The following is an 11,833-nucleotide window of genomic DNA, read 5'->3' as shown; positions in this document are numbered from 1 at the left end:
GATGCCGCACACGACCGTGCAGAAGATGATCGGTGCGATCAGCATTTTGATCGCTTTGATGAAAATCTCCGCCAGCGGCTGCAAGTCGGTGGCATTGAAAGAGTGGCCGAAAAGGGAGATCGCATTCGCCGGCGGAAACAGCAAACCGAGCAGAATGCCCAAAATGACGCCGATCAGCACCTGCACGTAGAGAACTTTGAACCATTTCATGGGCGCGGATGCTGGCAGGTTCGTGGCAAAAGCCAAGAGGCTTTCTTGCACCCTCCGCCCGGCGTGCTAGGCTCGCAGCCCTCCAAACCACCAATTCGCACGCATCATGGGCAAAACACTCTTCGAAAAAGTCTGGGACTCACACGTCGTTGGCACGCTCGCCAATGGCCAGACACAGCTCCTCATCGACACGCATCTCGTCCATGAAGTGACCAGCCCGCAGGCCTTTGGCATGCTGCGCGATCTGAACCTGAAAGTGGCCTACCCGCACCGCACCTTTGCCACGGTGGACCACATCGTGCCGACCGACAGCCAGGTCTCGCCCTTCGCCGACCCTCTGGCCGAGGCGATGATCCAGGAGCTGAACAAGAACGCCAAGGAATTTGGCATCACCTATTTCAGCCTCGCCAGCGGCAAGCAGGGCATTGTGCACGTGGTCGGACCTGAGCAGGGGATCACCCAGCCCGGCACCACCATTGCCTGTGGCGACAGCCACACCGCCACGCACGGTGCTTTTGGCGCGATCGCCTTTGGCATTGGTACCACGCAGGTGCGCGACATTCTCGCCACGCAGACGATGGCACTGGGCAAGATGAAGGTGCGCCGCATCAATGTGGACGGCCAGCTGCGCCCCGGTGTTTATTCCAAGGACGTGATTCTTCACATCATCCGCCTGCTGGGCGCGAATGGCGGCATCGGCTACGCCTACGAATACGGCGGCAGCCTGTTTGATGCGATGTCGATGGAAGAGCGCATGACCGTCTGCAACATGAGCATCGAAGGTGGTGCGCGCTGCGGCTACGTGAATCCGGACGAAAAGACCTTCGAGTACCTCAAAGGCCGTCCTTACTCGCCGACGGGTGATGCCTGGGAGACCACCGTGGCCCAATGGCGTGCGGTCGCTTCGGATGCAGATTGCGTTTATGACGATGTCATCAACATCAAGGCCGAAGACGTGCCGCCGACGGTCACCTGGGGCACCAGCCCGGACCAGGCCATCGCCGTGACTGAAAACGTGCCGACTGCCGAAAGCGCTGCCACTGAGCCGGGCCGCATCTCCATCCAGGACGCGCTCGATTACATGAAGCTGCCTGCCGGTCAGCCGATCAAGGGCACCAAGATTGATGTGGCCTTCATTGGTTCCTGCACCAACGGTCGTCTCAGCGACTTCCGCGAAGTGGCGAAGTTCATCAAGGGCCGCAAAGTGGCCGCTGGTGTGAAAGCCATCGCGGTTCCAGGGTCACAGATCGTCGATGTGCTGGCCCGTCAGGAAGGTCTGCATGAGGTCTTCAGTCAAGCTGGCTTCGAATGGCGCGGCGCAGGATGCTCCATGTGTCTGGCGATGAATCCCGACAAGCTCGTCGGCGATCAGCTCTGCGCATCCTCTTCGAACCGCAATTTCAAGGGCCGCCAAGGCAGCACCACGGGACGCACGGTCCTGATGAGCCCCGTCATGGTCGCTGCTGCTGCTTTGACTGGCAGCATCGCGGATGCCCGTGAGGTGTTCACGATTGCTGGTTGATCCTGAAACCCATTGATTCGAAAGGCGCGGGTCGTGAGATCCGCGCCTTTTTTATGAAGTGACTGAATCCAGAATTGTGCCTGAAACGGATAAGACCAGATTCTTGAAAACTGTGGTTCTCATTTCGGCACTCCTCATTCTCGCTTTGCTCGCGGTGAACGCATGGGTCATGTCGCCGACGCGCTGGCAGTGGCAACTTCAGCTGGCCACCACGGAGTTTGGCCACTGGCTTACGCTGCTGTCCTTGGTGTTGATTTATCCTGCCGCGCAGTCCTCACGCTGGCTGGCGGCGGTTTGTCTGCTGCTCGCCGTCGTGTTTTTCATTCCTGCCGTGCAGGCGTCGCGCATTGCTGCGGCGCAGGGGCTGAGGTTCTCCTGGCTGCGTTTGTGGAAGCCGGTGCATGCTGAGAAGTTCAGCGTGCAGTGTGAGCGTCGCACCTATTGGCGGGAGGGAGATGAAGCGCTGGATGTGGTGATTTATCGGCCTGTCGGTATTGAGAAGCCGCGGCCGTGTCTGCTGATCGCCCACACCGGTGGCTGGGACAGCGGTGATCCGGGCGAATTTGTCGGAGCCAACACGGAGCTCGCTTCTCACGGCTATGTGCTGTGTTCCTATGCCTATCGTCTTGCTCCGAAACACCGCTGGCCGGCGCAGGCTGAGGACACTCGGCGCGCCTTCGCCTGGGTGCGTGAACATGCTGCTGAGCTTGGTATTGATATGAAGCGGATCGTTCTCATGGGCCGGTCCGCTGGCGCGCAGATCGCTGCTGCCTGTGCTTATGGCATGCCGGAGCTTGGTGCCTGTGCCTGCATCGATGTGTATGGCACGCCGAACATGCATCTGGCCCGGGAATGGTCAGTGCCTGACGATTTGTTAAAATCCCTGACTCTGGTGCGCCAGTACATGGGCGGCGATCCGCACGAGGTGACCGAAGGCTACCGCACGGCCTCGGCGACCGAGTTCCTCGACACGCACCGCCTGCCCACCCTGATCCTGCACGGGACTCTGGATTCTCTTGTCGGCATCGGTCACAGCCGCCGTTTCAGCACGAGCCTCGCGCACCGCGACGATCACTTCTTCCTTGAGATTCCATGGGGGACACATGGCATGGATTTTTTCCCCTCGACGCCGGGCGGGCAGCTTTCCATGTCTGCGATTGTGCGCTTCATGGAACGATTCGTTCATGATGCTCCGTAATGGGAGGTCATGTACCGGATCCTCAGTCTCTTCTGCGCGCTCACCTGCTCCGCTTTCGCCGGAGATCTTCAGCTCACTCTCCCGCCCGTCGTGTATGCCACGCCGGATGTGCCGATGAGCATCTACCACGACAACATCGTGCTGACGGAGACTCCCGAGTCCTATCGCTATGAGTTCACCTGCAAGCTGGGCAAAAACGAAGAGCGCCGTTGGACGGTCACACCGAGTGATGCCGATGTGGGTGATCACCCGCTTGCCATCACGGTCAAAGACGCTGGCGGCAAAGTGCTGGAGCAGGGGAAGACGACGCTGCACATCTCCCCGCGCAAATCGATTTCCGCCAAGCCGTTGCGCGTGCTCATCGTGGGGGACAGCCTCACGCATGCGAGCTTTTACCCGAATGAGATCGCCCGGCTGCTTGCTCTGCCAGGCAATCCCCAGGCCACGCTGCTCGGCACGCATAAACCCGCCAACGCCAAGCCCGGTGTCGCGCATGAAGGTTACGGCGGCTGGAAGTGGTCTGACTTTTTGACCAAGTTCGCTCCGGAGACTCCCGGAGTGGCAGCAGGTCCGCTCGCACGCAAGGCCACCAGCCCTTTCATCTTCCCCTCGGCAGACGGCAAAAAAGGCGACTTCGATCTTCTGCGTTATTTCAAAGAGCACTGCGACAATCAGCCTCCTGACATCGTCACCTTCCTGCTCGGCATCAATGATTGCTTCGGCGCCGATCCGAACAACCCAGATGCCAAGATCAATGAGGTGCTCGACAACGCCGACAAGCTCCTCGCGGCATTCCACAAAGCCGCACCCAATGCCAAACTCGCCGTCGGTCTCACCACGCCGCCGAATGCTCGTCAGGAAGGCTTCACCGCCAACTACAAGGACAAGTATCCGCGCTGGGGCTGGAAGCGCATCCAGCACCGCATTGTGCAGCTCATGCTCAAGCGCCTCTCGGGTCGCGAAAAAGAAGGCATCTTCATTGTCCCCACGGAGCTCAATCTTGATCCTGTCGATGGCTACCCGAACAACAACGGCGTGCATCCCAATCCCGCAGGCTACGCCCAGATCGGCGCGAGCTTCTACTCGTGGATGAAAGCCAAGCTGTGAAGCGGCGGTTGAAGTTCACTACTTCGCCACACTCTTCCTCCATCCGTTCATTCCTTCACGGAATAGCTCGTCCTTCAGCTTGGTCCCCATGCCCGCTCCCGTGGGCAGTTGCGCCTTTCCGTTCACGATGACCGGCAGCGTATCGACCAGCTTGTCGTAGAACGAGCGGATGTGCGCCCGGACCGTCTCCTGAAACACGACATTGGCCGATGAGGCCGCGAGATGCAGGCCGCTGAACAGCGTGAGCGGGCCGGTGCAGTCGTGAATTGTCGCGGGGACGTTGAAGGTCTGCGCCATGTCGATGACGCGGCGGGTTTCGCTGATGCCACCGTTCCAGGTGGGATCGACCATGCAGTAGTCGCAGGCCTGAGCTTGCAGCACGCTCAAATATTCTTTGCGGCCGAGCAGCATTTCACTCGCCGCGATGGGCAGGCCGCTCCGACGACGGAAATCGGCCAGGGTGGCGGCGTTGTCCACGCGCAGCACGTCTTCCAGCCAGAGCGGTTTGATCTCGCGCAAGGCTTCGGCGATGCGTTCCGCCGCCGGGAGCTGGAAAAACGCGTGTCCTTCGATGGCGATGTCCATTTTCATGCCCACTCGATCGCGAATCTCCCGAAGGGGTTTCATGGCCTCTTCGACATCGGCCCATGAGATGTGCAGACCGCCGTTGCGATGTGCCGCGCGATCAAAGGGCCACAGCTTCATCGCGGTGATGCCTTCAGCGAGCAATTCCTCAGCGAGGTCGCCGGCGGCAAAATGAGAAGCCCAGTTGTCTTGCAGCGGTCCCTTGCTGCCGATGTCGCCATAGCCCGGCCAGCCCGGATGACGTGGGGCTTCCGTGGCACCTGCCAGCGCGCCGTAACTCGGACCGCCGCTCGTATTGTACACGGGAATCGCATCACGCACCGGCCCGCCGAGCAGGCGATACACCGGCTGGTTGCAGGCCTGCCCAAGAATGTCCCACAGCGCGAGATCAATGGCGGACAGCGCGCGCATCTCCGCGCCCGGATGTCCAAACGGCGTGCAGCGTTCATAGATGAAACGCCAGTGCGCCTCGATCGCCAGCGCATCGGCTCCGAGCAGTCGCTCTGCCATCCAATCGTGAATCAATGCCGAGATGGCATGCGGAGTGTAATACGTCTCGCCGCAGCCGATGAACCCGTCCTCCGTGTGAATGCGGACGAGCAGCAGATTCGGCATGATGCCGGACGGAATGGCGGTTTCGATGGCGGTGATGCGTGACATGGGGGGATCAGTGGGAGAAAACCTGGCGGAACATGGCGAATGAAATGAAGCCGTAAAACAAGGCGCACAAGATGAGCGCGATCTTGCGCCACAGGGGCGGGCGCAGCTCACGCGGCAGCAGCGTGGTGTTGAGGCGCAGGATTTGCAGCGCGGACAAGGCCGTGATGGGGGCGGCGGTGGCGCCGAGAATCATGAGCAGCAGCTTCGCATCGCCAAGGAATGCGCCGAAGCACGCGATCACCGTGAAGCCGAGCAGCAGCAGGCCATAGAACCGCCCCACCGGCATTTTCTTCGGCACCGCACCGCCCGCCCATGCCATGTCTGCCACCACGCGGGCCAGCACATCCACATTCGTCAGCGTCGTCGAAAACAGAATCCAGAAGCCGTTCATGAGGCCGAGAATCCAGAAGCCCTCCCACAGCTTGCGCATCTCCGCCGCTTGAAACACACCCGCCGCAACGCCGGTGACCTGCATGCCGGGCTGAAACAATGACGAGGCCAGATTCACCATCAAAAACATGCCCACGATGCATCCCAGCATCCACAGGCCGGATTGATCAATGATCGCGTAACGCCACCAGTCGCGCCAGCGCTTCAAATTTTCCGCGTTGATCGGAAACACGCTGCCTACGGGGGCCAATGTCTGCTCCGTGCTCCACACGCCACCCATGTTGCCCGCTTTGGAAGCCATGCCGAAGCCCTTGTCACGAAACCAGTTGGCGATGGCAAGATTACCAATGCCGCCGCTGCCTGCGAGCGCTGCAAAAACCGCCAGCATCACGAAATCGACCTTCTCAGGAACCACTCCGAACGAGAAGAAGCCAGTCAGCGTGCTGCTCCAGTCCTTGAGCGGCACAAAGGTGAAGTTCACCCACAGCAGGAATCCGAAGATGAAGATGATCATCATCCACGACAGCCGTTCCAGCAGCCGCTCGACTTTCTTCCCTGAGGCGAGCACCACGGCCGAGATCAATACGAGGGCCACCGTGATCCACGTCACAGTCGACGCATCGCCATTCGTCGGAGCACGCCCTTGCAGGATCGCAAAGGCCACCCCGGCGCATCCGGCCGCCGCCGCAGGCATGCCGAGCTGCGCAAAGCCCGCCAGCGCATAAAACACGCCCCACACCCGCGATCCCGGCCGCATCCGCATGAAGCCCGTGAGCACCGGCTCGCCGGTGTAAAGCGTGTAGCGCACCGCTTCGAGATTCAGCAGCGATTGCAGCACAAATGCCAGCGTGGCGATCCACAGTACGCTGCGTCCGTGCTGCACCACAAACAACGGCCCCGCGATCCACTCGCCCATTCCAATGGCCCCCACGAGCAGGATGGCCCCCGGCCCGATGGTGCGCAGCGCATTGCGCCAGCTGAATGGCAGCGGTGCGGGGAGATCGTCGGTCTTCCAAGGAGGAAGGGAGCCGTGATTTGGGGTGGTTGGGCCAGGATTCATGAGATTTTATCCGCCGCTCTTCAGATGGGTGATGATGGCAGACCGGATTGAACACTTTGAATCAGCCCGCGCATGTAGCCATAGGCGAACAAACGGCCCATCATGGTGTAGCCGGGCTCGCCCTCTTCTTCGCCGTCGAGCTGCGGCACATGATCGGGACGCATGGGACCGGTGAAGCCGATGTCGCGATAGGCGCGCATGGCGGCAACCATGTCGGTGGGGCCGTTATCATGAAACGTTTCGGCAAAACACTCTGCATTGCCACGCACGTCGCGAAAATGAACGTAACGGATGTGCGGGCCGAGCCGGCGGATGGTGGCGGGAATGTCCGCACCCATCTCCGCAAAGGTGCCCTGGCAGAAACAGATCGCATTGTGCCGGCTCGGAGAGAGGCGCATGAGCCGCTCGAAGTTTTCGACGCTGTTCATGATGCGCGCCTTGCCGGCGAATTCTGCCAGCGGCGGGTCATCGGGATGCATGACCATCGTCACGCCGTGTTTTTCTGCTGCGGGGAGCAGTTCGGCGAGCATGCGCTCCAAGTTCGTCCACAGGGCGTCTGCCGTGATGGTTTCGCCGCCGGCCTGAATCGCCGTCGCGTTCAAAGACATGGCGTGTTGTGCATCTTTGAGATCAAAGGCCGTCACCAGCGCTCCGCCACGCTCCCTGGCATCCAGTTTGGTTCGCACCCAGTCGGTGCCGGCCATGAAGTTGTAGCAAAGAAGCGGAATTTCCGCCTCGCTCATGTGTTCAAGCAGCCGTTTCATCGCCCTCATGTCACTGCCATCGTCCTTGCCGAGCTTGAGCTTCTCGATGGGCAGATAGCCTTCGATGATGCCCAGCTTCATGCCGTGGCGCGCGATTTGCGCCTTGGTCTGCAGCAGAGGCTCCATTTCTAGTCCTGGGTAACGCACCGTAATCTCTTCGACGCCGCATTGCGCCGCGAGGGCCAGATGGTGATCGCTGAGAGGTGTGAGGACGGAGGCGAGGCGCATGAAAGATGGGTGCGGAGTGAACAAACAACGTGGGTGCGCCCGTAGTTTGTGCATGCCGCTCCGCGCTTTTTTGCTCGCCCTTCTGTGTTCCAGTGTCGTTCTTGCAGCGCCACCCGGAGCCACGCCGCTTTCTCCTGCCGGCCCGCCGAAGTCTGTGGCTCCCCACTTGCCGGCGAACTGGAAAGCGGGCACGGCCACGGTCAAAGTGACGCCGCAGAAGATGCTCTGGATGGCGGGGTATGCGGGGCGCAAAAAGCCTGCGGAAGGCAAGGTGCAGGATCTGTTCGCGAAGGCCCTGGCTCTGGAAGATGAGCAGGGCAACAAGCTCGTCTTTGTCACGCTCGATCTCATCGGAGTACCGCAACTTCTGAGGCGTGAGGTGGCGCAGCGTGTGGAGAAGGAGTTTGGGCTGCCGCCTGCGCATCTGGTGATGAACGCTTCGCATACCCACAGTGGGCCCTCTCTGCGCACGGCTCCGCTGACGGATGCCGAAAAGGACAACCCCAAAGCCAAAGATGCCTGGGACTACACGCAGAAACTGCAAAACGACCTCGTCGGCCTGATCGGCCAAGCGCTCGCGGCAATGCAGCCTGCACGCCTCACTTGGAACAAGGCGCGCTGCGGTTTCGCCATGAACCGCCGCCGTGACTACACGCTGCCGCCCGAACATCCGAACGCCAACAAGGCTCCGAATCCCAATGGTCCCGTCGATCATGAGGTGCCCGCCCTGCGCATCGAAGCGCCTGATGGCACGTTGCGGGCCACCCTGTTTGGCTATGCCTGCCACAACACCAGCCTCGGCTTTTACAACTGGTGCGGCGACTATGCGGGCTTTGCGCAGGAATACCTGCAGGAGCACCGTCCCGGCTTCACGGCCCTGTTCCTGATGGGCTGCGGCGCTGATCAAAACCCGTATCCACGTCGCAGCGATGTCGTTCCCGGTGTCACTGATCTGGAGCTTTCCATGCAGCATGGTCGTTCGCTTTCGAACGCCGTTGAAATGGCTCTCGTCGTCAATCCGCGTCCAGTCAATGGACCGATCCGTGCCGCTTATGAGGAGATCAAGCTCAGCTACGCCAAGCCCGGTCGTGCAGACCATGACTACCCGGTGCAGGTCATCAAGCTGGGCAACGATCTCACCTTCATCACGCTCGGCAGCGAAGTCGTGGTGGATTACTCCCTGCGCTTCAAGCATGAGTTTGCCGGTGCCGCGGGTGTTTGGGTGGCCGGTTATTCAAATGATTACACCGGTTACGTTCCCAGCTTGCGTGTCCTCAAAGAAGGCGGTTATGAAGCTGCGGCAGGCTGGGCGGACAGTGTGGAAGACCGCATCGCCGCCAAAGTTCACGACCTGCATCAGAAGCTTTCCAAATAATCCATGAAGACGCTCACACTCCTCCTCGCGTTTGCTGTTTCGTGCTTTGCTGCCGAGACACCGCTCTCCCTCACACTTCAGTCCCGCGCCCCTGCTAGCAAGGCGGCTCTGGTCAAAGAGCAGTGGCTGCCCTCACGCACCGCCATCATCGTCTGCGATATGTGGGACCTGCACCACTGCAAAAACGCCGTGACTCGCGAGGTCGAGATGGCCCCGCGCATGAACGAGGTCCTCGAAAAAGCCCGCAAGGATGGAGTGCTCATCATTCATGCGCCGAGCAGTTGCATGAAGCCTTACGAAGGCACCCCCGCACGCGAGCGCGCGAAGTCTGCCCCCGCCGCTGCGCGCCTGCCGGACAAGATCGCCGAATGGTGCAAGCAAATCCCGGCCGAGGAAATGGCTGTGTATCCGCTGGATCAAACCGATGGCGGCGAGGACGACGATCTCGCTGAGCATGCCGCCTGGGCGAAAGAACTCGCAGGGAAAGGCCTCAATCCCAAAGCGCCGTGGACCAAGCAGATCGACGTGTTGCGCATTGATCAAGACAAAGACGCCATCAGCGACAGTGGCGTCGAAATCTGGAACCTCCTCGAGGCGAAGAACATCGATAACGTCATCCTCATGGGCGTGCATCTCAACATGTGCGTCTCCGGTCGCCCCTTCGGTCTGCGCCAGATGGCCAAGAACGGCAAGCACGTCGTCCTGATGCGAGATCTGACAGACACCATGTACAACCCCGCACGCTGGCCCTTCGTCAGCCATGCACGCGGCACCGAGCTCTTTGTCTCCCATGTGGAAAAGCGTATCTGCCCCACCATCACCTCAGACCAGTTCATCGGTGGCAAGTCCTTCGCCTTCAGTGATGCCACGGCGGGCAAAAAGCGCCTGCAGATCATCCTTCTTGGCGACAGCACCACCGAGGCCAGCATTCCAAAGAAGCTCGCGCCAGATGAGCCGCAGATTGAGGACACCCTGCGTATTAAACTCGCAGCCGAGCCCGATCTGCCTCCCTGCGATGTCTACAATGAAGGCGTCAGCGGCGAGTTCATCCGCCGTCTGCTCGACACCCGCTACGACAAAGCCGTGAAAACCAAGCCGCAGGCCGATTACATCTTCATCCGCTACGGACTCAACGACCAGGCGAAGGTCAAAGACTTCAAAACCCAGTTCGGGAAGGATTTTCATGAGTTGCTTGAGCGTCTGCGCAAAGACCACCCCAAGGCGATGCTCATCCCGATGACTGCCATCCCTTATGCTCTTAACAATCTGCACGAGGACATCAACGCTCTCATCAAGCAGATCGCCAAGGATGAAAAACTCACGCTCTTCGACATCGCGCCACGCTACCTGGCTGAATTGAAGAAGAATCCTGACGGCCTCAATTATCGCCGTTTTCCGCTGTCGAAAATCCCCGAAAACCTTCGTCCGTTTGCCACCCCCTACATCCAGCCGGAGGGAGGTGATCCGAAGGTTGTCGTGCTCGACAACCGTCTCGATGGCATCTTCGGCCACATCCCCGGCTGGGCGGGGGATCGCCACCCGAACCTCGCGGGTTACAATGTGATTGCCGACGAGACGGCCAAATGGCTTGCTCCGGTCATTCGCTCCACAGTGGCTGGCAAGAAGTAGCGCGTCGCTACTTTGAGCGAGTCTGGAAGGTGCGACTGTGCTTTTGCGAAGGCACTTCCACGGTGTAGCTCTTCGCGTCCGCGCTCACCGTGCAGTGGATGTGATGCGCCGCGCAGCCCTCGGCCAGATCACCATGATTCGCGATCATGCTCTTGTCCGCGGTGTTCTCATGGTCATCGCGCACGTTTTCATGCACCTGATACATGGCCTGGATTGTGGGGGGCGATTTGAGCGCGTCCATGGCGGACTTGCTGGTGCCTTTGCGGGGGCCGTTGTTCATGACCGAAACTGTGGGCTGGAGGCTGTGGATGAGCATGGGGTTGTTGCTCACATCCAGGCCGTGGTGGTTGACCTGATATAGATCGACGGGACCGACGAGATTGTGCGGGGAGACCAGCTTCTCCTCGACATTCCATGACAGATCGCCGCCATCAAAGAAGCGGAAGTCGCCGAACTGTAGAAGCATGACGACGCTGTTGGCATTGTCAGTTGGGTCGGCTGCTTTGGGGGGCACAGAACCTTTGAGCGGGTTTTCGGGCTGGCCGGGATAAGGAGGGATGAACTGCTGATTTGCACCCAGGCAGCGCAGCGTCAGCTTGGGGCTGCCTTCGGTTTGTTTTAGTGGCACCACGGCACCCGCCGCCAGCGTGACGCGCTTTTCGACCTTGGCATCGCGATACGGGCGGCTTGTCAGCGTCCAGCGCATGTCCTGGGCCTTGCCGTCCGGGCTGCCAGCGGGGATGCCTTTGTCGTAGAGCGTGCCGACTGGCATCAGTTCCGCCAGTTCGGCCAGTCCGCCGAAGTGATCGGCATGAAAGTGCGTGATGATGACGTGATCAATGCGGGTGAGTTTGGCCTGCTCAGTTGCGATTTTTTTGATGCGCTGCGGGTCGCGTCCGCCAGGGTTGCCGGTGTCGATGAGAACGGATTCTCCTGTTGGTGTGACGAGCAGGGTCGAGCCACCGCCTTCGGAGTCGATCCAATAGATGTCCAGCGTCTGGTCACGCGCGGAAAGAGTGAGGGTGCAGGCAAGCAGGGCGGCGAGGATGGGTTTCATGATGGGTGAAGCGCCTTCTTCACGCTCGAAGAAGGCGCGTTCTCTCAT

At 60.2% G+C, this 11,833-nt stretch carries 10 protein-coding genes; 5 read left to right on the top strand and 5 right to left on the bottom strand.

Annotated elements, in window-relative coordinates; genetic code table 11:
* On the bottom strand, nt 1–210 hold a 210-nt coding region (locus tag ACILSL_RS15760; RefSeq protein WP_395733005.1), incomplete at its 3' end, for a cation:dicarboxylate symporter family transporter.
* A 106-nt stretch (nt 211–316) separates the two neighbouring features.
* On the opposite strand from ACILSL_RS15760, the gene leuC reads away from it, so the two are divergent.
* The 3 genes from leuC to ACILSL_RS15745 all read left to right on the top strand — a co-directional run bounded on the left by leuC (nt 317) and on the right by ACILSL_RS15745 (nt 4,037).
* On the top strand, nt 317–1,732 hold the full coding sequence (leuC, locus tag ACILSL_RS15755; RefSeq protein ID WP_395733004.1) for a 3-isopropylmalate dehydratase large subunit: 1,416 nt from the start codon (nt 317–319) through the stop codon (nt 1,730–1,732).
* A 112-nt stretch (nt 1,733–1,844) separates the two neighbouring features.
* Entirely contained in the window at nt 1,845–2,930 is a 1,086-nt protein-coding gene (locus tag ACILSL_RS15750) for an alpha/beta hydrolase fold domain-containing protein (RefSeq protein ID WP_395733006.1), read from the top strand.
* Nucleotides 2,931–2,939: 9 nt separating this feature from the next.
* A complete protein-coding gene (locus ACILSL_RS15745) occupies nt 2,940–4,037 on the top strand; it encodes an SGNH/GDSL hydrolase family protein (protein WP_395733003.1) in 1,098 nt (365 codons plus the stop codon).
* A gap of 18 nt (nt 4,038–4,055) precedes the next feature.
* Here ACILSL_RS15745 and ACILSL_RS15740 read toward each other — a convergent pair whose 3' ends face one another.
* Genes ACILSL_RS15740 through ACILSL_RS15730 form a run of 3 tightly spaced genes read right to left on the bottom strand, consistent with a single transcriptional unit; the run spans nt 4,056 to nt 7,724 of the window.
* A complete protein-coding gene (locus ACILSL_RS15740) occupies nt 4,056–5,282 on the bottom strand; it encodes a mandelate racemase/muconate lactonizing enzyme family protein (protein ID WP_395733002.1) in 1,227 nt (408 codons plus the stop codon).
* 7 nt (nt 5,283–5,289) lie between these two features.
* Nucleotides 5,290–6,732: an Nramp family divalent metal transporter gene (locus ACILSL_RS15735; RefSeq protein ID WP_395733001.1), complete on the bottom strand. Its 1,443-nt coding sequence runs from the start codon at nt 6,730–6,732 to the stop codon at nt 5,290–5,292.
* A 20-nt stretch (nt 6,733–6,752) separates the two neighbouring features.
* Complete coding sequence (locus ACILSL_RS15730) at nt 6,753–7,724, bottom strand: mannonate dehydratase (RefSeq protein WP_395733000.1); 972 nt, start codon at nt 7,722–7,724, stop codon at nt 6,753–6,755.
* Between the two features lie 52 nt (nt 7,725–7,776).
* Here ACILSL_RS15730 and ACILSL_RS15725 point away from each other — a divergent pair, with 52 nt between their 5' ends.
* Both ACILSL_RS15725 and ACILSL_RS15720 read left to right on the top strand, forming a co-directional pair.
* The gene (locus tag ACILSL_RS15725) at nt 7,777–9,099 is read left to right on the top strand and encodes a neutral/alkaline non-lysosomal ceramidase N-terminal domain-containing protein (protein WP_395732999.1); all 1,323 of its coding nucleotides are present in this window, start codon (nt 7,777–7,779) and stop codon (nt 9,097–9,099) included.
* Between the two features lie 3 nt (nt 9,100–9,102).
* Nucleotides 9,103–10,728, top strand: coding sequence for an SGNH/GDSL hydrolase family protein (locus ACILSL_RS15720; protein WP_395732998.1), 1,626 nt, complete (start codon nt 9,103–9,105; stop codon nt 10,726–10,728).
* A 7-nt stretch (nt 10,729–10,735) separates the two neighbouring features.
* Here ACILSL_RS15720 and ACILSL_RS15715 read toward each other — a convergent pair whose 3' ends face one another.
* Entirely contained in the window at nt 10,736–11,785 is a 1,050-nt protein-coding gene (locus ACILSL_RS15715) for a ComEC/Rec2 family competence protein (RefSeq protein WP_395732997.1), read from the bottom strand.
* Nucleotides 11,786–11,833: the final 48 nt, after the last annotated feature.

This window comes from Prosthecobacter sp., from assembly GCF_044222345.1.
In the GTDB taxonomy this organism is placed as follows: domain Bacteria; phylum Verrucomicrobiota; class Verrucomicrobiia; order Verrucomicrobiales; family Verrucomicrobiaceae; genus Prosthecobacter.
This window is presented reverse-complemented; position numbering and strand designations above follow the sequence as displayed.

Coding starts and splice junctions, on each gene's coding strand:
- ACILSL_RS15725 (WP_395732999.1), top strand. CDS start 7,777: ATGCCGCTCCGCGCTTTTTTGCTCGCCCTTCTGTGTTCCAGTGTCGTT.
- leuC (WP_395733004.1), top strand. CDS start 317: ATGGGCAAAACACTCTTCGAAAAAGTCTGGGACTCACACGTCGTTGGC.
- ACILSL_RS15730 (WP_395733000.1), bottom strand. CDS start 7,724: ATGCGCCTCGCCTCCGTCCTCACACCTCTCAGCGATCACCATCTGGCC.
- ACILSL_RS15720 (WP_395732998.1), top strand. CDS start 9,103: ATGAAGACGCTCACACTCCTCCTCGCGTTTGCTGTTTCGTGCTTTGCT.
- ACILSL_RS15715 (WP_395732997.1), bottom strand. CDS start 11,785: ATGAAACCCATCCTCGCCGCCCTGCTTGCCTGCACCCTCACTCTTTCC.
- ACILSL_RS15745 (WP_395733003.1), top strand. CDS start 2,940: ATGTACCGGATCCTCAGTCTCTTCTGCGCGCTCACCTGCTCCGCTTTC.
- ACILSL_RS15735 (WP_395733001.1), bottom strand. CDS start 6,732: ATGAATCCTGGCCCAACCACCCCAAATCACGGCTCCCTTCCTCCTTGG.
- ACILSL_RS15740 (WP_395733002.1), bottom strand. CDS start 5,282: ATGTCACGCATCACCGCCATCGAAACCGCCATTCCGTCCGGCATCATG.